The sequence below is a fragment of the Streptomyces sp. NBC_00224 genome (assembly GCF_041435195.1).
Lineage (GTDB): Bacteria > Actinomycetota > Actinomycetes > Streptomycetales > Streptomycetaceae > Streptomyces.
On the sequence record NZ_CP108106.1, the window covers coordinates 7,546,631 to 7,567,436 of the forward strand.

The 20,806-nt window shown below is 71.9% G+C and carries 17 protein-coding genes; 5 read left to right on the top strand and 12 right to left on the bottom strand.

Annotated features, from left to right (window positions below):
• Positions 1–57: 57 nt before the first annotated feature.
• The 3 genes from OG965_RS33665 to OG965_RS33675 form a co-directional block, all read right to left on the bottom strand.
• Positions 58–732: a hypothetical protein gene (locus tag OG965_RS33665; RefSeq protein WP_371655829.1), complete on the bottom strand. Its 675-nt coding sequence runs from the start codon at positions 730–732 to the stop codon at positions 58–60.
• Positions 733–961: 229 nt separating this feature from the next.
• A complete protein-coding gene (locus OG965_RS33670; RefSeq protein ID WP_371655830.1) occupies positions 962–3,325 on the bottom strand; it encodes an ATP-binding cassette domain-containing protein in 2,364 nt (787 codons plus the stop codon).
• Positions 3,326–3,334: 9 nt separating this feature from the next.
• Positions 3,335–4,345, bottom strand: a complete 1,011-nt coding sequence (locus tag OG965_RS33675) for an MsnO8 family LLM class oxidoreductase (protein WP_371655831.1) — start codon at positions 4,343–4,345, stop codon at positions 3,335–3,337.
• Positions 4,346–4,392: 47 nt separating this feature from the next.
• Here OG965_RS33675 and OG965_RS33680 point away from each other — a divergent pair, with 47 nt between their 5' ends.
• A complete protein-coding gene (locus tag OG965_RS33680) occupies positions 4,393–4,881 on the top strand; it encodes a hypothetical protein (protein WP_371655832.1) in 489 nt (162 codons plus the stop codon).
• A gap of 32 nt (positions 4,882–4,913) precedes the next feature.
• Here OG965_RS33680 and OG965_RS33685 read toward each other — a convergent pair whose 3' ends face one another.
• Entirely contained in the window at positions 4,914–5,135 is a 222-nt protein-coding gene (locus tag OG965_RS33685) for a dodecin (protein WP_371655833.1), read from the bottom strand.
• Between the two features lie 240 nt (positions 5,136–5,375).
• Between OG965_RS33685 and OG965_RS33690 the strand changes: the two genes are divergently transcribed.
• Positions 5,376–6,629 (top strand): extracellular solute-binding protein, encoded by a 1,254-nt coding sequence (locus OG965_RS33690; RefSeq protein ID WP_371657132.1) that lies wholly within the window; start codon positions 5,376–5,378, stop codon positions 6,627–6,629.
• Here the strand turns inward: OG965_RS33690 and egtD are convergent.
• The 4 genes from egtD to egtA are packed head-to-tail and all read right to left on the bottom strand — an operon-like array spanning position 6,607 to position 10,938.
• Positions 6,607–7,605, bottom strand: a complete 999-nt coding sequence (gene egtD / locus OG965_RS33695) for an L-histidine N(alpha)-methyltransferase (RefSeq protein ID WP_371655834.1) — start codon at positions 7,603–7,605, stop codon at positions 6,607–6,609. The two genes, OG965_RS33690 and egtD, sit on opposite strands and share 23 nt — an antisense overlap.
• A complete protein-coding gene (gene egtC / locus OG965_RS33700) occupies positions 7,578–8,357 on the bottom strand; it encodes an ergothioneine biosynthesis protein EgtC (RefSeq protein WP_371655835.1) in 780 nt (259 codons plus the stop codon). The genes egtD and egtC overlap by 28 nt, the downstream gene beginning before the upstream one ends.
• Positions 8,357–9,688, bottom strand: a complete 1,332-nt coding sequence (egtB, locus tag OG965_RS33705; RefSeq protein ID WP_371655836.1) for an ergothioneine biosynthesis protein EgtB — start codon at positions 9,686–9,688, stop codon at positions 8,357–8,359. Before egtB ends, egtC begins: the two co-directional genes overlap by 1 nt.
• Positions 9,685–10,938, bottom strand: a complete 1,254-nt coding sequence (egtA, locus tag OG965_RS33710) for an ergothioneine biosynthesis glutamate--cysteine ligase EgtA (protein WP_371655837.1) — start codon at positions 10,936–10,938, stop codon at positions 9,685–9,687. Before egtA ends, egtB begins: the two co-directional genes overlap by 4 nt.
• Positions 10,939–11,222: 284 nt before the next feature.
• Between egtA and OG965_RS33715 the strand changes: the two genes are divergently transcribed.
• A complete protein-coding gene (locus OG965_RS33715; protein ID WP_371655838.1) occupies positions 11,223–12,260 on the top strand; it encodes a glycosyl hydrolase family 18 protein in 1,038 nt (345 codons plus the stop codon).
• A gap of 25 nt (positions 12,261–12,285) precedes the next feature.
• On the opposite strand, the gene OG965_RS33720 is transcribed toward OG965_RS33715, so the two are convergent.
• Positions 12,286–14,982, bottom strand: a complete 2,697-nt coding sequence (locus OG965_RS33720; protein ID WP_371655839.1) for a sugar-binding domain-containing protein — start codon at positions 14,980–14,982, stop codon at positions 12,286–12,288.
• 87 nt (positions 14,983–15,069) lie between these two features.
• Entirely contained in the window at positions 15,070–16,257 is a 1,188-nt protein-coding gene (locus OG965_RS33725; protein ID WP_371655840.1) for an ROK family protein, read from the bottom strand.
• Positions 16,258–16,427: 170 nt separating this feature from the next.
• Here OG965_RS33725 and OG965_RS33730 point away from each other — a divergent pair, with 170 nt between their 5' ends.
• Entirely contained in the window at positions 16,428–17,876 is a 1,449-nt protein-coding gene (locus tag OG965_RS33730) for an APC family permease (RefSeq protein WP_371655841.1), read from the top strand.
• Here the strand turns inward: OG965_RS33730 and OG965_RS33735 are convergent.
• Both OG965_RS33735 and OG965_RS33740 read right to left on the bottom strand, forming a co-directional pair.
• Positions 17,849–18,967, bottom strand: coding sequence for a hypothetical protein (locus OG965_RS33735; RefSeq protein ID WP_371657133.1), 1,119 nt, complete (start codon positions 18,965–18,967; stop codon positions 17,849–17,851). The genes OG965_RS33730 and OG965_RS33735 overlap by 28 nt on opposite strands.
• A complete protein-coding gene (locus OG965_RS33740) occupies positions 18,904–19,458 on the bottom strand; it encodes a hypothetical protein (RefSeq protein WP_371655842.1) in 555 nt (184 codons plus the stop codon). The genes OG965_RS33735 and OG965_RS33740 overlap by 64 nt, the downstream gene beginning before the upstream one ends.
• Positions 19,459–20,102: 644 nt before the next feature.
• On the opposite strand from OG965_RS33740, the gene OG965_RS33745 reads away from it, so the two are divergent.
• Positions 20,103–20,741 (top strand): HAD family hydrolase, encoded by a 639-nt coding sequence (locus OG965_RS33745; RefSeq protein ID WP_371655843.1) that lies wholly within the window; start codon positions 20,103–20,105, stop codon positions 20,739–20,741.
• The last annotated feature ends 65 nt before the right edge of the window (positions 20,742–20,806 follow it).

Here is a 20,806-nt window from a genome sequence, read left to right on the forward strand (position 1 = left end):
GAGGAGTGGGGCGTGCCCCGGGCCGTGGGTCCGGGGCACGCTCCTTCGGCGTACGGCTCAGCTGGTGACGGTGATCTGCTGGGCCGGGTCGGTGGTGTCGGTGACGTCGTACGTGGCCGAGAAGGTGGCCGTCTGGTTGCCCGTCGGGCAGAGGAAGCCGCCCGTCCCGGTGGCTGCCACGGGCGCGTTGGCGATGGCGAGCTTGGACGGTGAGCCGTTGGTCCAGGTGCCCGCGACAGTGCTGGGGCCGCCTGGCGACGCGGTGAGCGTGCAGCTGGCGAGGCCGCTCGTCTTGATGACGACGCCGCCCTTGGGCATGGTGAGCCCGGCCGAGACCGGCGAGCCGTACTGGGCGGAGATGCTCCACTGGCCGTTGGTCGCGTTGCTGGTGACGGTCACGCCGACGCCGAAGATGCTGGTGGTGCAGCCGCTGAAGGAAGGCGGGTTGATGGCGGCGGAGACGGGCCCGGCGGCGTTGTGGTTGCCGGGGGCGGCCGGGACCTGGTTGGTGCTCCCGCCGCCCGGGACCGAGGCGGAGACCGTGCAGGTCATGGTGGTGGAACCGGCGGTGAAGGTGGCCTTGCCGTTGAGCTTGGCGGCGAAGGAGTGGCCGGCCGGGGTCACCGTGGTGGAACCGGCCACGAGGGCGTTCGCGGCGGTGGTGGCGCCGAAGGTGAGAGCGGCCGCGGCGGCTATGAGGGCGGCGGGCACACGGAATCTGCGGGTTGCCATGGGGGGCTCCTCGGTCGAACGATTTCGATGGGGTGGGGGTGCGAGGAGGAACTCAGGTGAAGTCGAACCCTGGTGAACTTGAGAGTAAGTCCGCTTTTGGGGACCGAACAGCCGGGGATCCGCCATGAATTGACGGACCGTCAGCTTGCTGTTCGGTGAGGTTCTGCTACTGGTGGCGAGGCGCGGCCCGCAGTCGAATCACCGGACTTCCAGCGGAGCGCTCAGCGCGTCAGCCGTCGAGGGCGTTCGCCAGATACGGCGCCGTGCGCCCGGCCCCCGCCGAGGCGACCTCGCGCGGCGGGCCCGCCGCCACGATCCTGCCGCCCTCGTCGCCGCCGCCCGGCCCGAGGTCGACCACCCAGTCCGCGCCCGCCACCACGCTCATGTCGTGCTCGACGACCACCACCGAGTGGCCCGCGTCGACCAGGCCGTGCAACTGGCGCAGCAGCACCTCGACATCGGCCGGGTGCAGCCCGGTCGTGGGCTCGTCCAGCAGATACAGGGTGTGGTCGCGCCGCACCCTCTGAAGTTCCGTCGCCAGCTTGATGCGCTGGGCCTCGCCGCCGGAGAGCTCGGTGGCGGGCTGGCCCAGGCGCAGATAGCCCAGGCCCACGTCGAGCAGCGCGGTCAGACTGCGGGCGGCGGCCGGGGTGTCGGCGAAGAACTCGGCCGCCGCCTCCACCGTGAGGTCGAGCACCTCGGCGATGGTGCGGCCCCGGTGGGTGACCTCCAGCGTCTCCGGGTTGTACCGGGCGCCGTGGCAGTCCGGGCAGGGCGCGTACGTACTCGGCAGGAACAGCAGCTCCACCGAGACGAACCCCTCGCCCTGGCAGGTCTCGCAGCGCCCGCCCGGCACGTTGAAGGAGAACCGGCCCGCCTTGTAGCCGCGCGCCCTCGCCTCCTCGGTGGCGGTGAAGAGCTTGCGTACGACGTCGAAGAGGCCGGTGTACGTGGCGAGGTTGGAGCGGGGCGTGCGGCCGATCGGCTTCTGATCGACCGTCACCAGCCGTTCCACACCCGGGAGTTCCTCGGTGACCTCGCCCACCAGCGTGGACTTTCCGGAGCCCGAGACGCCGGTCACCGCCGTGAAGACGCCCAGCGGCAGCCCGGCCGTCAGGCCCCGCAGATTGTGCCGGGTCACCGGGCCGACGTTCAGCCATTCGGACGGCTCGCGCACCTCGCGTACGGGCGCGGGCGCCGTGTCGAAGAGGAAGCGGCGGGTCTGCGACTCGGCCACCTCGGCCAGCGCGTGCGGCGGCCCGCTGTGCAGCACCTGACCGCCGTGCACACCGGCGAGCGGGCCCACGTCCACCAGCCAGTCGGCGTGCCGCACCACATCGAGGTGATGCTCGACGACGAACACCGAGTTCCCGGCCGCCTTCAGCCGGTCGAGGACCGTGAGCAGGGCCTCCGTGTCGGCCGGGTGCAGCCCCGCCGACGGCTCGTCCAGGACGTACACCACGCCGAAGAGCCCCGACCGCAGCTGGGTCGCGAGCCGCAGCCGCTGGAGCTCCCCGGTGGAGAGGGTGGGTGCGGTCCGGTCCAGGCTGAGATAGCCGAGACCGAGCTCGGTGACGGGGTCGATCCGGCTCAGCAGGTCGGCCGTCAGAACCTCGGCCGTGGGCCCGCCGTCGGCCGAACGCAGCACATCGGCGAGGGAGTTCAGGGGGAGAGCGGCCAGCTCGGCGATGGTGCGGCCCGCGAAGGTGACGGCCAGAGCCTCGGGCCGCAGCCGGCTGCCGCCGCAGACCGGGCAGTCGGCGGCGGTGAGGAACCGCTCGGCCTTCGTCCGCAGCGTCGGGCTCTTGCTCTCCGCGAACGTCTTCATCACATAGCGGTGGGCGCTCATGTACGTACCCTGGTACGGGCGTTGGATGCGGTTCGCCTCGCGCACCGGGTGCACGGTGACCACCGGCTGCTCGTCCGTGAACAGGATCCACTCGCGGTCCGCCGGGTCGAGCTCGCGCCAGGGCCGGTCGACGTCGTACCCGAGCGTGTCGAGGACGTCGCGCAGGTTCTTGCCCTGCCAGGCGCCCGGCCAGGCCGCGATGGCGCCGTCGCGGATGGACAGCGACGGGTCGGGGACGAGGAGCTCCTCGCTGGTGCGGTGGACGCGGCCCAGGCCGTGGCACTCGGGGCAGGCACCCGCGGCCGTGTTGGGCGAGAAGGCGTCCGAGTCCAGGCGCGCGGCGCCCGCCGGGTAGGCGCCCGCGCGGGAGAACAGCATCCGCAGCGAGTTGGAGAGCGTGGTGACCGTGCCGACCGAAGAGCGAGAGGTCGGTGACGAGCGCCGCTGCTCCAGCGAGACGGCGGGCGGCAGCCCCGAGATCTCCGCGACCTTCGGCGCGCCCACCTGGTGGATCAGCCGCCGGGCGTACGGAGCCACCGACTCGAAGTAGCGCCGCTGGGCCTCCGCGTAGATCGTCCCGAAGGCGAGCGAGGACTTCCCCGACCCGGAGACACCGGTAAAGACCGCCAGCGCGTCCCGGGGGATGTCCACGTCGACCCCGCGCAGATTGTGCTCGCGCGCGCCCCGCACCCGTACGTAAGGGTCGTGGGCGCGGTCTTCGGTGGGTCCGGTGGGGCTTTGCATACCGGAATTCTAGGCGGGGCCGCCGGTGAGGCCCGCGAGCCGCCGGTAGGAGTCCAGCATCGCGCCCCGGTCGTACGTACTGGTGGTGACCAGGTACTCGTCGGCCGCGCTGCGCGAGAGCAGCTTCTCCAGGGCGTCCGCGACCTCGTCCTCGGTGCCGTGGATCTGGCCGCGCTGCGCCTCCTCGAAGAGCGCGCGTTCGCGGTCGGTCATCGGCAGCGCCAGGATCTCCTCGGCGGGGGAGAGCGGCGGGAACTCGCCCCGGGTGCGCGAGTGCGCCGTCGACCAGGCCTCGGGCAGCAGGATGCGGCGGGCCTCCTCGGTGGTGCCGGCCACGGCGACCGTGCCGGAGACCACCACGTACGGGCGGTCGTTCCACGCGGACGGGCGGAAGGCGTCGCGGTAGTCGTCGATGGCGCGCAGCATGGCGTCCTCGCCGCGCACATTGGCGATGACCAGGGCGAGACCGGCACTGGCGGCGAGCTGCGCGCCCTGTCCGGTGGCGAGGACGAACGCGGGGACCCGGAGGCCCTCGGCGGGGCGGGCGTGCACCTGGGGGTGGGCCGTCTGCGTACCGTCGAAGTAGCCGAGGAGCTCGGTCAGCCGGTCCGCGAAGTCGTCGGCGTCCTTCTTGTCGCGGCCGAGCGCCTTGCGGATGCCGTCCGTGAACCCGACCGAGCGGCCGAGGCCCATGTCGATACGGCCGGGGAAGAGGGACTCCAGGACCCCGAACTGCTCCGCCACCACGAGCGGTTGGTGGTTGGGGAGCATCACCCCGCCCGTGCCGACCCGGATCGAGGAGGTCGCGGCGGCGACGGCCGCGGCGAGCACGGTCGGCGCGGAGCCCGCGACACCCGGCACGCTGTGGTGCTCCGAGGCCCAGAAGCGGTGGTAGCCGAGTCGCTCGGCCTCCTGCGCGAAGGCCACGGTGTCCCGCAGTGCCTGCGGGCCGTCGTGCCCCGCGCGGATGCGGGAGCGGTCCAGGACGGAGAAGCGCGTCGACGCGATCACTGAGCTCACACAACCTTCAACGTCTGTGCCGCGCCAGGATTCCCTAGGGTGGGCACATGACGGAGAACAGCAGGCCACTGGCCGTATTCGACCTGGACGGGACGCTCGCGGACAGCGGTCACCGGCAGCACTTCCTGGAGGGCGCGAAGCGGGACTGGGCCGCCTTCTTCGCCGCGGCCCCGGCCGATCCTCCGCTGGCGGAGGGAATCGCGCTGTGCCTGGCGGCCGCCGAGGAGTGCGAGGTCGTCTACCTCACCGGCCGCCCCGAGCGCTGCCGCCGGGACACCCGGGCGTGGCTGGCCGCGCAGGGCCTGCCCGACGGGACGCTCCACATGCGGCCCAACGCCGACCGCAGGCCCGCCCGGACCACCAAGCTGGAGCTCCTGCGCCGGCTCGGCGCCGGGCGCGAGGTGCGGATGCTGGTGGACGACGACGAGCTGGTGTGCGACGCCGCCGAACGGGCCGGGTTCCGGGTCGTACGGGCCCGGTGGGCCGCCCCGTCCGAGGCGCTGAAGGACGCGCAGGAGCGGGAGGGGCGGACCTGAGCGGGTGGGGCGGGGCGGACCCGCCCCGGCCGTCACACCTCCTGGTCGTCATCCAGCCGGAAGCCGACCTTCAGACCCACCTGGTAGTGCTCGATCTGCCCGTCGGCGATCTGGCCGCGTACCTGGGTGACCTCGAACCAGTCGAGATTCCTCAAGGTCTGCGACGCGCGGGCGACGCCGTTGCGAATGGCCTGGTCGACGCCCTCGGGGGAGGTGCCGACGATCTCGGTGACGCGGTACGTGTGGTTGGACATGGAGGTGCACTCCTCTTCGTCGCGTCCCTCCACCGTGCCCCACCTCGCGCCGCTTCGCGAGGCGTCGGGCGGGGCCCGGGTGCGGCCTCGGTTCCGTAACAAGGGTTGACCGGCCCATTGGTACAGACCAAAATCGGCCGCACCCGAACTAGCCAACTGCGCTTTCCCCCAGAAGAGCCGTCTGCGCTTTCCCCACGTCGGGTCATGACTGCCCGTGCCATGACGCAGAAGGTGACCTCCGTGAAGAACCGCTACCTCCATGCCCCCGTCGTGCTCGCCACGGCCCTCGCACTCGGCGGCTGCGGCGCGCTGCCGGGCATGGGCGGGGACTCCACCACCACCGTCACCGTGTGGCTGATGAAGGACAGCGCCTCCGACGAGTTCATCAAGCGGTTCACCGACGAGTTCGAGAAGGAACATCGCTCGGTCAAGCTGGACGTACGGATCCAGGAGTGGACCGGCATCGGCCAGAAGGTGACCACCGCCCTCAAGAAGGGCGAGGTGCCCGACGTCGTCGAGGTCGGCAACACCCAGGTCTCCCAGTACGCGGCGAGCGGCGGGCTGCTCGACCTCACCCTGGAGTCGCTGCGCGACTGGGGCAGCAAGGACTGGCTGCCGGGCCTCGCCGAACCCGGCAAGGTCGACGGGGTGCAGTACGGCATTCCCTGGTACGCGGCGAACCGCGTCGTCATCTACAACAAGGACCTGTTCGACGCGGCGGGCATCAGCAGGACGCCGAAGACCCGCGCCCAGTGGCTGAGCGACACGGGCAAGCTCAACACCGGCGCCACCCAGGGCGTCTACCTCGCCGGACAGGACTGGTACACCCTCGCCGGATTCGTCTGGGACGAGGGCGGCGAGCTCGCCCAGGAGAGCGCCGGGGAGTGGACCGGCACCCTCGCCACGCCCGCCGCGCTGCGAGGCATGGACTTCTACCGGCAGCTCCAGGCGCTCGGCGACGGCCCCAAGAACGCCGACGAGGCCACGCCCCCGCAGGCCGAGGTCTTCGCCAAGGGCAGGGTCGCCCAGATCATCGCCGTCCCGGGCACCGCCAAGGCCATCCAGAAGGCCAACCCCGCCCTCGCCGACAAGCTCGGCTACTTCCCCATCCCTGGCAGGACCGTGGCCCAGCCGGGCGCGGTCTTCACCGGAGGCTCGGACCTCATCGTGCCCAAGCGGTCCACACACCACACCGAGGCTGTGGAGGTGGTCAAGGCGCTGGCCGGGGAGAAGTGGCAGCAGGATCTCGCCGCCACCATGAGCTACGTACCGAACAAGCCCGCGCTCGCGGCCGCCGTGGAGAACCAGGCGGGTACCGCCGCGATGGCGCAGGGCGCGGCCCGGGGCAGGGCCACGCCCAACTCGCCCCAGTGGGCCGCCGTCGAGGCCGACAACCCGATCAAGCCGTACATGACCGCCGTGCTCACGGGGGCCGACCCGAAGACGGCGGCCAGGACGGCCTCCTCGCGGATCAGCTCGCTGCTGTTCCCCTGACCTGGTCGCCCGCCGTCGCCAGCGACAGCGCGAACCGGCCGTCGGCGTCGGTCCACCAGTGGGTGGCCGTCAGCCCGGCGGCCGCCAGCTCGGCCCGCACGCCCTCGCGGCGGAACTTCGCCGAGATCTCGGTCCGCAGCTCCTCGCCCTCCTCGAAGCGGACGACGAGATCCAGCTCGGGGATCTTCACAGTGAGGTCGGCGCGGGCCCGCAGCCGCATCTCGATCCACTCGTTGTGGGCGTCCCAGCGCGCCACGTGCGTGAAGTCGTCGAGGTCGAAGTCCGCGCCGAGCTCGCGGTCGATGACGGCGAGCACGTTCTTGTTGAACTCGGCCGTCACCCCCCGCGCGTCGTCGTACGCCCGCACCAGGACCGACTCGTCCTTCACCAGGTCGGTGCCGAGCAGGAAGCTGTCGCCCGGCTCCATCATCGCGGCGACCGAGGCCAGGAACTCCGCGCGCTCGGCGGGCAGCAGATTGCCGATCGTGCCGCCGAGGAACACCACCAGACGCGGCCCCGGGGTGGCGGGCAGGTCGAGCGGACGGGTGAAGTCGGCGATCAGCGCGTGCACTTCGAGCTTCGGCCGCTCCTCGATCAGCGCCTTCGCCGCCCCGGCCAGGGCGCTCTCGCTGACGTCGACCGGGATGTACGTGAGCGGGTCCGGCAGCGCGTCGAGCAGCAGTCGGGTCTTCTCCGAGGAGCCCGAGCCCAGCTCGACGAGGGTGCGGGCGCCGGAGGCGGCGGCGATCTCGGCGGCCCGACGGGTGAGGATCTCCCGCTCGGCGCGCGTCGGGTAGTAGTCGTCGAGCCGGGTGATCTCCTCGAACAGCTCGCTGCCCCGGGCGTCGTAGAACCACTTGGGCGGCAGGGTCTTGGGCGTACCCGTCAGCCCGTGCAGCACATCGGCGCGCAGCGCGGCCCCGGTGGTGTCCTCGGGCAGGGTGCGGGTCAGCTGGAACGGGTGGGACTCGTGCACGAGGAAGGCTCCTTGAGGGGGGTCAGTACGAGGTCGGTACGGGTCGCGGACAGCAGGGTGCGGTCGGGGACCTCGTGCCAGTGCGGATCGTCGTCGTAGGGCTCCGAGGCGACGACCGTGCGGTCGCCCGGCCGGGCCAGGTACCACAGGGTGTCGCCCCAGGCCGTGGCGGCGATCGTCTCGCCGTCCGTGAGCAGCAGGTTCAGCCGCGAGCCCGGGGCCGCCTCGGCGACCTCGGTCACCGTCTCGGCGAGCGCCCGGCCCATCTCGTCGCCCGCCCGCAGCCGGTGAAGCAGCAGGGCCCACACCAGCGCGGAGTCACAGCGCGCCTCCAGACGCAGCAGCTCCTCCGCGGGCAGGGCGGCGGCCGGCGGGGCCAGCGAGCCGGGCCAGCCCTTGACCGCCCCGTTGTGGCTGAACAGCCAGCGCCCGGCGGTGTAGGGGGCGGCGGCCGCCTCGCCGTCCGCGCCCGGCTCGGTGGCGTCCCGGACCGCCGCGAGCAGCGCGCCGGTGCGCACCACCCGGGCCAGGTCCGCGAACGACGGGTCGGCCCAGATCGGCCCCGGGCGGCGGTAGCGGCCCGGCACCGGGTCGCCCTCCGCGTACCAGCCGACCCCGAAGCCGTCGGCGTTGACCGTTCCGTACCGCTGGTGGCGCGGCGCCCAGGACTGCCGGTACAGCGCGTGCGGCGGGCTGACGAGCAGCTCGCCGAGCGGCAACGGCGCGCCCAGAAAAGCGATATGACGGCACATCAGGCATCCCTCGCGGTCCGGAACCCGGCGAATATCTGCCGCCGCACCGGAAGGTCCCAGTTGCGGAAGGTGCCCCGGCAGGCCACCTGGTCCACCGCGAACGAACCGCCGCGCAGCACCTTGTGGTCGGGGCCGAAGAACACTTCCGAGTACTCGCGGTAGGGGAACGCCGCGAAGCCCGGGTACGGCATGAAGTCGCTGGACGTCCACTCCCAGACGTCACCGATCAACTGCCGTACACCCAGCGGGGACTCGCCCGCCGGATAGGCCCCGGCGGGGGCCGGGCGCAGATGGCGCTGGCCCAGGTTGGCGTGCTCGGAGGTGGGGTCGGCGTCGCCCCACGGGTAGCGCCGGGAGCGGCCGGTGGCGGGGTCGTGCCGGGCCGCCTTCTCCCACTCCTCCTCGGTGGGCAGCCGCCGCCCGGCCCAGCGGGCGTACGCGTCCGCCTCGTACCAGCTCACATGGAGCACCGGCTCGTCCAGCGGTACGGGCTCGGTCACCCCGAACCGGCGGCGCAGCCACTCGCCGCCCTCCCGGCGCCAGAACAGCGGAGCCGTCAGCTCGTACTGGCGGACCATGGCCCAGCCCTTGGGCTCCCACCAGCGCTCGTCGGTGTAGCCGCCGTCCTCGATGAACCGCAGATACGCGCCGCAGGTCACCGGGGAGGTGTCCAGATGGAAGGCCGGGACGATCCGGTGGTGGGCCGGGCGCTCGTTGTCCAGGGCCCACGGCTCGGCCGAGGTTCCCATGGTGAACGGGCCGCCGGGGACCAGGACTTCGGCGGGCAGGCCCGTGGTGGAGCCCCGCGGCGGCTCGGGGGCGGCGAGCGCCGCCGGGCCCTTGCGGAGCTGATGGGTGATCAGCATCGTCTCGTCGTGCTGCTGTTCGTGCTGGGCGACCATCCCGAAGGCGAAGCCCGCGTCGACGAGACGGGGGCCGCCCTCCAGCGGCGCGCTCTCCAGGACGTCCAGGGCCCGGCCGCGCACCTCGGCGGCGTACCGGCGCGCCTCGGCGGGGGAGAGCAGCGGCAGCGAGGGCCGGGTGGCGCGGGGGTGCTCGAAGGCGTCGTACAGCGAGTCGATCTCCGGGCGCATCGCGTCCCGCCCGGCGACCGCCCGCAGCAGCCACTGCTCCTCCTGGTTGCCGATGTGCGCTAGGTCCCAGACCAGCGGCGACATCAGGGGCGAGTGCTGGGCCGTGAGGTCGTGGTCGTCGACGCAGGAGGTGAGCGTGGCGGTGCGCGCCCGCGCGGCGGTGAGCGCCGTCAGGGCGCGCTGCCGCAGCGCCTCCGGGTCGGTGGGGGCCGCTCCGGTCGGTTCGGGGCCGGTCATGAGGAGGTGTCCTTCCCGGGGGCGAGCGCGAACGAGGTGTCCGCGGGAGAGAGGCCCCGTGCGATGTGGCGGTCCGTGAAGGCGGCGACCGCCTGCCGGACCTCGGTGGTGGCGCCGAGCCGGGGCAGCGCCTCCAGCGCGGCCGCGAAGCAGAGCTCGGCCGCCTCCCGCAGTTCGGGGTCGGTGAGCCCGGAGCGGGCCGCCTCGACCCAGAGCGGGTTGCGCGGCGCGGGCAGCGAACCGGCCCTCTCCGCGAGGGATTTGACGGCCCGGTAGGCGGTCTCGGACGCCTCCTGGTCGTCGAAGAGCGCGGTGGTCACCGCGAGCGGGACGATCCAGCCGTCCTCGCCCGGCTGCGCGTCGATCATGCGCAACTCCAGGTGCCCGCGCGGCCGCACCGGCGGGAAGAGCGTGGTCAGGTGGTAGTCGAGGTCCTCGCGGGTGGGCCGACGCGGCTCGCCCGTGCGCAGCCACTCGCGGAAGGTGAGCCCCTCCGGCGCCTCCCAGGGGCCGTCCTCGGACCGGACGCACATCACCGGCGCGTCCAGGACGTGCGCGGCCCAGGCCGCCCGGGGCTCGGCGTCCAGCGGGGGCGCCAGCGACCGTACCGGGTCGATCGCGGTCCACACCGCCTGCCGGGAGGAGCGCCAGCCGGTGGGTCTGCCCTCCTGCCAGGGGGAGTTGGCGAACGCGGCCACCAGGACCGCGCCGAGGAGGTGGGCGAGCCGCCAGCGGCGCCCGAAGCCGAGCGGGCCCGGCTCCTCGTATCCGGCGTCGAGGCAGACCTGGACGGAGGCCGAGGCGCACATCATGGCGCGCCCGGCCGGGCCCGTACGGTCGAAGTGGGCTTCCATGGCGTCGTACCGGGGGTCGTGCAGAAAGCGGCGCGGCGGCTGCCACGGCTCCTGGCCGAGCCCGGTGAGAGTGAGGTCCCTGGCGCGAAGATCGGCCCGGACGGCCGTCAGATCGGCCGCCACGGAGTCGATGCACTCCATGAGGGAATCGGCGGGAAGCGAGCTGAGCTCCAGCTGGCCGCCGGGTTCGACGGTGAGTGCCGACCGCAGGGGGAGCGCCCTTAACGAGGCGTAGGCGGCGGCGAGTCGGTGGTGCTGAACGGGGAGGTGCGGGTCGTGCAGATCATGGACGAGCCACTCCACTTCCACTCCGACGGCGCGAGGCGGGCCGTTCTTGAAGCAGATACATCGAAGCAGATCGTCTGCTTCCGTTTCTGTGAACTGTTTGGTCAGCATGGTCGCTTCCCCAACTCGGGGTCTTTTTCGGTGCACTGTCCCACCTAAGCCACTGCCATCGTCTCGCACAAGAGTGCCCATCCGGACGGAAAGTATGTTGCGGGAGTGTTGTCCTGGCGTCAACGATGCTAGATACGAGTGCACGACTGCGCGACCTAGGGCCTGTCCGGTGGATCTGGTCGGCACGCGGGGGTCTGGCCCTGGGGTGAGTGTCGCCTTCCCGGTTGCGCCGGACGGCGCAGTGTGCGCTGCCCCGGGGGCGGACGGCGGCCAGGCTCGGGGGCATGATCATCCGAGCCTTCACGGCGCTGCTCGCCGCCCTCCTCGCCGTCCTCGCCACGCCCCCGCCCGTCTCCGCCGCGGAACCCGCGCCGCCCCGCACCGTCTCCGGCTGGCTGCCGTACTGGGACCAGGAGGGCGCCTACCAGGACGCCCTGCGCCACGCGGCACAGCTGCACACCGTCAGCCCGTTCTGGTACCAGGCGATCAGCGCCGAGCGCGTCGACGGCCACCCGGGCGCGGGCGCGCAGCGCATCGTCGACGGGCTGCACGCGGCCGGGATCGCCGTGGTGCCCACCGTCATGGAGACGATGAAGCCCGGCGTACTCGCCGCGATCCTCGCCGACCCGGCCCGCCGCGCCGCCCACATCACGGCCCTGCTCACGGTGGTGGGCAGCCGTTCCTACGACGGCCTGGACATCGACTACGAGTCGATCGCCCCGACCGGCGACGCCGGCTACCCCGCGGTACGGGCGGACTACGCCACGTTCATCACCGAGCTGTGCGGGCGCCTGCACGCCCTGGCCAAGAGCTGCGTCAGCACCGTCTCGCCGCAGACCTCGACCACCGGACGCATCTGGGACTACGCGACGATCGGCCGGGCCGCCGACCGGGTGCGGATCATGGCGTACGACCGGCACTGGTCGGGCGGCGACCCCGGCCCGCTCGCCGGGGCCGACTGGTACGAGGAGATCCTGCGCCGGGCCACCGCGCTGATCCCGGCCGCCCGCATCGAGATGGCCCTGCCCGCGTACGGCTGGGACTGGCCCGCGGGCGGCGGTGGCCGCGCCCGGCACGTCACCATGCGGGAGGCCGAGGCCCTGCGGGTGGCCGAGGGCGCGCCGTACCAGTTCGACCCCGTGTCGAAGACACCGCACTTCGGCTACCAGGACGGGGACACGGCCCGCGAGGTCTGGTACCAGGACGCGCGCGGCATCGAGGCCGATCTGCCGGTCCTGGCCCGCTACGGCATCCACCACACCTCCCTCTGGGCCCTCGGCTTCGAGGACCCGGCGGTGTGGCCGGTGCTGGCGAGAACCTGACCGGCGAACCGGCCACGGGCCCGGTTCAGCCGTGGACCGTGGCGGTCGGGGTGTTCCAGCCCGAGATCCGCAGCCGGGGCGCGGACCCGTGCAGGTCGGCGGTCCGGTAGGCGGCGGTCAGCGTCGTCGTCTCGCCGGGCCAGAGGGTGACCTGGTTGTCGGACCACTGGACGGGCAGGACCGGGGCGCCCTTGGCGTCCACGAGGTGGACGTCGGTGAGCAGCGCCGGAGTCCTGCCCGTTCCCGTGTTGGTGAGTGTGACGGTCGTCGTCGAGGTGCCGTCGCCGCCCGTGGCCGTCGTCGCGGTGGCGGTCACCGTCGCCTTCGCCATCGCGCTCAGGCCCTTCAGATCGGCGTAGGCGGTGGTGGGGGTGTAGTACCAGTCGGTGTGCGCGTAGTCGAGGACGTCCGCCTTGGTGGAGAGCCAGTACACATTGCGGCCGACCTCCTTGCCGGTGGCGTCGGTGAGCAGCAGCCGGGCGAGATAGGTCGTGGAGAGGCCGCTCACGCTCGCCGGGACGGTGAGCGCGGTCGTCCTCGCCCCGTCGCCGCCCACTCCCACCCCCGTCGCCGTCCTGTCGTACTTCTGCGTCCCGTCGGTGTTGAACAGCGTCACCCGGGCCGTGAGACCGGACACGGGCGTGTGCCTGCCGTTCACCACGGCGACCGAGCGGTCGTCGTAGGAGTACTGGATGTGCAGCGGCTCGTTCGCCTTCTTCGCGCCGAAGTACGCGCCGCCCTGGTCCAGGTAGCGGTCCGTCAACTGCCAGTGCAGAGAGGTCCAGCCGCTGTTGAACATCCAGTGGACGACCCCGGTCGCGGGCTTCGAGGCGTCCTTGGCGTTGCGGGCGTACGCCTCGTACTGGGCGCGCACGTTCTCGTACTGGGCGAGCTGCGCCTTGCGTACATAGTCGTCCAGACCGGCCGGGGCACCGTAGCGTCCGGCCAGGGCCGCGTCGTAGAGGGCGAGGGTGGCGAAGGTCGAGGAGGGGGAGCGGTGGTACTGCTTGGCCGACGGGCTCTTCCAGAGCGTCTCCAGCTCGGCCGGTGACATCATCCGGCGCAGGGTGTCCAGGGTGGGGATGTCGGGGCCCGCGCTGGTCTCGGAGTTGAAGCCGGTGGCCCCGCCCTCCTGCTTGTTGTACCAGTAGTTGGGCGGCACCCAGTCGTACGGGCCGGTCATCTTCATGCCCGAACTGCCGGTGATCGGCGAGGACTTGTCGGACGCGGCGGCCACGATCGGGGTCTGCCAGTCGGCCGCCCGCAGTGCGTCGACATAGTTCTTCTCGATCGTCTTGTCCGGGGCGAAGTCGCTGCCGATCAGGAACGAGATCACACTGGGGTGGTCGCGTAGCCGGGCCGCCTCGGCGGCCATCGACGCCTTCGCGACCGGGTAGTCCGCCGCGGTCCACTTGTCGCCCGGCTCGCTCCCGTTGACCTGGCCCTCCCACTTGTCGCAGCACTCCCAGCCGGGGAGCGTGAGGATGCCGTACCGGTCCGCGAGGTCGAAGAACTCGTCCGGCTCGATGTGCCCTTCGAGCCGGATGGTGTTGAGGCCCAGATCGAGCGCGTACTTGAGCCGGTCCTCCACATAGGTGCGGTCCCAGCGCAGGTACTCGTCCGGCGACCACCCGCCGCCCTTGATCAGCAACGGGCGGCCGTTGACGGAGTACTGGCGGGCGCCGTCCGCGTTGAGCGGTGCCTTCACGTCGCGGATGCCGAACGACTCGTGCACGGTGTCGGAGGTGGTGCCGGAGACCGACGCGGTCAGGTCGAGCCCGTACAGCGCCTGCTCGCCCATCCCGGCAGGCCACCACACGCGCGGCGAGGCCAGATGGAGCTGGGGGTGGGCGGCCGGGGTGAAGGTGACCGTCCTGGTCTCGTGCGCGGCGAGCGTGACGTCCTGGCTGAAGGAGGCCGTGCCGATCGTGCCGGAGACGGTCGTGGTGACCGTGCTCGCCGAGTCATTGCGTGCCTGCGCCTTCACCGTCAGGTCGGCGGTCGACAGGGACGGCACGGCGAGTGCGGTGACGACGTGGGCGTCCCGCAGCGCGACCGGACCGCCGCGCCGGACCAGCACATCCCGGACGATGCCCATGTTCTCGTCGGGCGGCGGCTGCAGCCAGTCGATCCACCCCATGGTGAGGTTCTTCCTGGGGGCATTGGGCTGGACGCGGAACGCGACGGTGTTGGTGCCGGACCTCACCGCCGAGGTGATGTCCAGCTCATGGCGGGTGTACGCCCCGGTGACCGCACCCTTGTCCGCGACCTGCTGCCCGTTGACGAACACATCGGCGGCCGAGACGACCCCGCTGAAGTCGAGATACGTACGCGAGGAGGTGTCCGCGACGGTGAAGTCCGAGCGGTACCACCAGGGCACCGCGAAGTCGGCGGTGGGGATGTTCTTCTGGTTGGTGGAGTAGAAGGGGTCGGCGTACTTGCCGGCGGCGAGCAGCGCCGCGAGGACCGTGGAGCGGGGCCCGGCCGGGTACCAGCCCGCCGCCGGATAGCCGGGGCTGGAGACGGCCGCCGCGGAGTCGGTGACCTTGGCGGTGGACTGGATGGCGTAGGTGGAGAGCGCCGCTGTGGAGGGGACAACGGCCGTGTGGGCGGCGGGAGTTGCCTGCTGGACTCCCGAGGCGAGGGCGAGCGTCAGGGTGAGGGCGACGGCCGCGGCGGTCCTTCGGCGGACGAAAGGTCGGCGGTAGAGACGGTAGAACACGGTGGTCTCCCGGCATCCAAGTCAGGCATTCAAGTTAGGAAGCTTTACTAACTCGCACCCCGAAGGTAGAGACCTGAGGAAGTCATGTCAACGACCGGAGTCGCCGGAGCGGGTCCGCCGCTCGAACGTCACGTCCCGCGCCGTCCCCAGCGCCGTCGCCACCGCGCCGAGCAGCACCGCGTCCTCGCCGAGCGAGCTCGCCGCCACCTTCGGGCGCAGCGGCGTCAGGGTGCGCAGGGTCTCCCGTACGGTCCGCAGCAGCAGATCCGCGCTGTGGCCCACGCCCCCGCCGAGCACGACCAGATCCGGGTCGAGCACCGCGGCGACGGCCGCCACGGTGTGGGCCAGGCGCTCGCCCTCCAGCTCAACAGCCTTGACAGCGGCGGGATTTCCGGCCCGCGCGGCGTCGAAGACGTCCTTCGCGGTGAGGGGCCCGGACATGCCGTGCGAGCGTGCCGCCGCCACCACGGCGTCGCCGGAGACCACGTCCTCAAGGGTGTCCGGCTTCTGCCGTCCGGGCCAGGGCAGGAAGCCGATCTCGCCGGCGCCGCCGTGCGCGCCGGTGAAGAGCCGGCCCTCGCTGACCACGCCCATACCGAGGCCGGTGCCGATCATCACGTACACGAAGAGGCGGCTGCCCGAGCCGACGCCGAAGGTGTACTCGCCGAGCGCCGCCAGATTGGCGTCGTTGTGCACCGCCAGCGGCATCCCGAGCCCGTCGCGCATCCGGTCGAACAGGCCAGGGCGGCCCCAGCCCGGCAGGTGCTGGGCATAGCGCACCCGCCGCTTCTCCGCGTCGTACACACCGGGTGTGCCGACCACCGCCTGGGCGATCTTGTCCGCGTCCACCCCGGATCCGGCGACGAGTTGACGGGCGGTGGTGACCACCAGATCGGCCATGGTGCCCGAGGTGCGGGCCTGGTTGCGGACCTCCGAACGGGCCACCACCGCGCCGTCCAGATCCGCGAGCGCGACCCGCAGCCAGGCCCGCCCGATGTCGATGCCCAGCGCGTATCCGGCGGTCGGGTCGGGGGCGTAGAGCACCGCGGACCGGCCGCGCTCGGGCGTGTGCGTGCCCGCCTCACGGACCAGGCCGGTGGCGGCGAGCGCGGCCAGCGCGCTGGAGACCGTGGGCTTGGACAGGCCGGTCTCGCGGGCGAGCTGGGCCCGCGACGAGGGGCCGCCCGCGCGCAGCCGGGCGAGCAGCAGCCGCTCGTTGCTGCTGCGCTGGCGCTGTGGGTTCCAGGGCTGTTCACCCTCGTCGCTGCTGGTCATCGCATCATTCTCACGTATCGCTCCGGACGGTTTCCCGGCGACCTCTTGACGCTCAAAGTAAAGGTACTTAACTTGAGCACGCCCGGCGCCGGGGCGCACCCCCGCTCTGGCCAAGAACCGCCGCTCGCACCGCCGTTACCAGCGTCCCCCAAGCCCCAGGGAGGTCCTTCGTGTCCGGAACCCCGCCGCCGACCGGCGGCTTCGTCCGCCGTATCGGACTCTTCCAGGCCACCGCCATCAACATGAGCCAGATGTGCGGCATCGGCCCGTTCGTCACCATCCCGCTGATGGTCGCCGCCTTCGGCGGGCCGCAGGCCGTCGTCGGCTTCGTCGTCGGGGCGGTGCTCGCCCTCGCCGACGGGCTGATCTGGGCCGAACTCGGCGCCTCCCTGCCCGGCTCGGGCGGCAGTTACGTCTATCTGCGCCAGGCCTTCCAGTACCGCAGCGGACGTCTGATGCCGTTCCTGTTCGTGTGGACGGCGATGCTCTTCATCCCGCTGATCATGTCCACCGGCGTGGTCGGCTTCGTTCAGTACCTCGGCTACCTCGCCCCGGACATGGGGGACACGACCGGCGACCTGGTCGGGCTCGGGGTGATCGCACTCGTCGTCCTGCTGCTGTGGCGCGGCATCGAGCACATCGCGCGGATCGCCACCGTGATGTGGGCCGTGATGATCGCCTCGGTGACCCTGGTCGTCATCGCCTCGGCCACCGACTTCAGCGCCGACCGCGCCTTCACCTACCCGTCGGGCGCCTTCGAGCTCACCAGCAACCACTTCTGGCTCGGCTTCGCCGCGGGTCTCACCATCGGCATCTACGACTACCTCGGCTACAACACCACCGCGTACATGGGCGCCGAGATCAAGAACCCCGGCCGCACCCTGCCGCGCTCCATCATCTTCTCGATCGTCGGCATCATGGCGATCTATCTGCTCCTCCAGATAGGCACCCTCGGCGTCATCGACTGGCAGCGGATGACCGACCCCGGCGACATCGCCTCCACCTCCGTGGCGTCCGCCGTCCTGGAGAAGGCCTGGGGCAAGGGCGCCGCCGACGTCGTCACCGTCCTCATCCTCATCACGGCCTTCGCCTCCGTCTTCACCGGACTGCTGGGCGGCTCCCGGGTGCCCTACGACGCGGCCCGCGACCGCGTCTTCTTCCGCCCGTACGCCAGGCTCCACCCCAAACACCGCTTCCCGACGCTGGGCCTGGCCACCATGGGCGTCATCACGGCGATCGGCTTCCTCATCGGCCGCCACACGGATCTGGCCACCCTGATCCAACTGCTCACCACGGTGATGGTGCTGGTGCAGGCGCTGGCCCAGATCGCCGCGGTGACGGTACTGCGCAGCCGCCAGCCGGGCCTGCGCCGCCCCTACCGGATGTGGCTCTATCCGCTGCCCAGCTTCGTCGCCCTGGTGGGCTGGCTGGTGATCTACGGCTACGCCGACAAGAACTCGCCCGGACGCCACCCCATCGAGTGGTCACTGGCCTGGCTGGCGCTGGGGTGTGTGGCGTTCGTGGTGTGGGCGCGGTTCGAGAAGGTGTGGCCGTTCGGGCCGCGCGAGGTGCGGGAGGAGTATGTGGAGGGTCATGATCCGAGGGCGTCCATCAGGTGATCATCCAGGTCGGCCACCCAGCCCTCGTGGCGCCACGGCCGCAACTCCTGCCGTGCCCGCCGCAACCGGATCGCCGGGACCCGCCCGCCGGTCGCCGAGGCCGACACGACGCACTGGTGCAACAGCTCGGCTGCCGAGCGCGGATCGTTCATACGGATCCGGGCCAGCGCCTGGTCCGTCGTGACGATCGCCCGCTGCACCTGCTCGCGCGGCGCCACAAGCGCGTCGGCCGAGACCGCGAAACGCTCGTGCGCGGCAGCTGGGTCACCGACATACAGCTCACATACGCCCTCGAAGCCCCGCAGGTGGCCCGCCGTGAACGACGTCATGCTCGGATCCCGCTGATGGCTGCGCTCCATGTCGTACCGGGCCAGCCCCAGAGCGGCCTGCGCCTGCCGCTCCTGGCCCGCCCGCGCCGCGATCTCGGCCTGGAGGGCGTGGGCCAGTGCGCGCACGACGGCGCTGCCGCTATTGCGGGCATCGCACACGGCGGCATCCACGAGTGTCCGTGCCCCGTCGAGGCCCTGTGTCGAATACAGCGTGACCAGGGCGTGGCTCATGTGTACGACGGGGCGCCGCCACGGATCCGGCAGCAGGCTCGCTTCCCGGGCGGCGGCCGTGTACAGGCTGCGGGAAGCCACGTCATCCCGGGTCTCGAAGGCGAGGCGCCCCGCGAATGTGTGGGTGGCGACCGCGACCGCGCGCAGGTGTGGCAGCAGCGGTTCGGGCACGGGCCCGATGGCCAGCTGTCGGCAGGCCTCCAGCGCGGGGGCGAGCATCAGCTGGAGCCGTACGAAAGGGAGGCTGCCGACCTGTGAATTGACGTCGGACACCACGGCGGACAGCGCGGCCACCGCGTGTTCATCCGTCAGGGACGGGTCGGCCATCGTCGCAGCGAGGGCGGACTGCGCTGCCGTCGACAGCAGCGCCAGCATCCCGCCGCCCTGGTCAGTCGCGGCCTGCACGAGCACCGACCGCAGCTCCGCCAACTGGCGGGCGGATTCCCCGAGATGGGCCAGCGCGTCGATCAGCTCAGCGAAGTCGGAGCCGGGGCCGAGCGCGATCTGGCCGGTCGGAGTGCGCGCGTACAGGTGGGCGAGGAGGAGTTGGTGGCGTTCGTCCGGCCGGGGCGGGTGGGCGGATTCCCAACGCGCCACTTCCTCTGCTCCGCCGTGTAGTCGAGGGTCTGCCACGTGCCCGTCGACGGCTCGATGGCGTGCGGGAAGCCGATGGTCATCGAGGCGTGGTCGACCATCCACCGGTTCCGCGCGTGATAGGCGGGGGTCCCCAGTTCCGTGGCCTTGAGCTCGACGACCTGCTTGATGCGGTCCCTCGCGCGGGCGATGGCCTGCCGGGCGTCAGCCGGCTGTTGGTCGACCGTGCCCGGCACGACGACGGTGAGCTCTGCCGCGGTGTTCCCGGCCAGCCACACCAGGGCCATTGAGTCGATGCCGCTGGCGCCTCCGATGAAGAAGTGAGCATCGTCGGCGAACGGGCCCAGATAGGTCATGAACAGGTCGCCGTACGCGTCCAGGCTGCGGTGGCCGGTCGAGCGCGTTCCGGTAATGGCTACCTGACGCATGATCAACTCCGTGTCATAGGTTGTCATATCCCCCTTGCCCTCGCGTATTGGGATCGTCTCCACATGGACACCGACCTGCGGAAACTCGCGGGCCGAACACCGGCGGCGACCACACCAGCTACGCGCACGCCGACTGCGCCGAGGCGGCCGGAGCCGAGGTGATCACGCCGTGATGGACCAGAACAGCAGAGCCATCATCGACTGGCTCGCCTCCGCGCACCCCGTGCCCACGCAAGCCCGACGCGAATTCGACGTGGGTATCGCCCTCGTGCCGACCGGGACCAAGTTCGACGCGATCCGCCTGCCCGCCGACGTCGTACACGCGGCGGCGGGCAGCGAAGACCCGGACGCCGTCGGCGTCTGGTGCTACGCACTCGTACCGCCAGGCACGTACGCCGATTGGCGAGTGCCGGGCGTGGAGTGCCTGCGTCCAGGGACCTGGCTGGGTGTGCCCCGCCCCGACCTCACCGCACGGCCCGGCCCGCACTGGGTCCTGCCACCCCGCGCGGCGGGCAGTGTCTGCGCGGCCAAAGCCCTCGCCGACCTGGTGGCGCTTGGGCAGACCAGACCCCGGTTCCTGGTTCCGGCGGGTCCAACTCCGCACCGTCCGTGTCGCACTCGGCAGCATGTCCTACGCTTTCACCATGATCCGCGCAGTGGCCTTCGACGTCGGTGAAACCCTGGTGCGCGACGACCGCTACTGGGCTTCCTGGGCCGACTGGCTCGACGCCCCCCGGCACACTGTGGCCGCTCTGGTCGGCGCCGTGGTCGCCCAGGGGCGGGACAACGCGGACGCGCTGCGGCTCATCCGGCCGGACATCGACGTCGCTGCGGAGTACGCGGCTCGTGAGGCTGCCGGGCTGGGCGAGTTCCTGGACGAATCCGATCTGTACCCGGACGTACGCCCCGCCCTGACGGCCCTGCGCGAGCGGGGCGTACGGGTCGTGATCGCCGGGAACCAGACGGCTCGCGCGGCCGAACTCCTGCGGGCACTGGACCTGCCCGCCGACGTGATCGCCACGTCCGGCGAGTGGGGCGTGGCGAAGCCCTCGGCCGCCTTCTTCGCCCGAGTCGTCGAGGCCGCGCGGACCGCGCCGGGCGAGACGCTGTACGTCGGCGACCACCCGGCGAACGACGTCGGTCCCGCCCTCGCCGCGGGCATGAGGACCGCACACCTGCGGCGGGGTCCGTGGGGCCATCTGTGGGCGGACACGGCGGAGGCGGCAGCGGCGGACTGGCGGATCGACTCCCTGGACGACGTTGTGCGGATCGTCACCGGGTAGGCCGAGGCGAACGGCCCCAACTCGGGCTCCGGGGACGGGTCGTTCACGTGCGCACAGCGCGCACG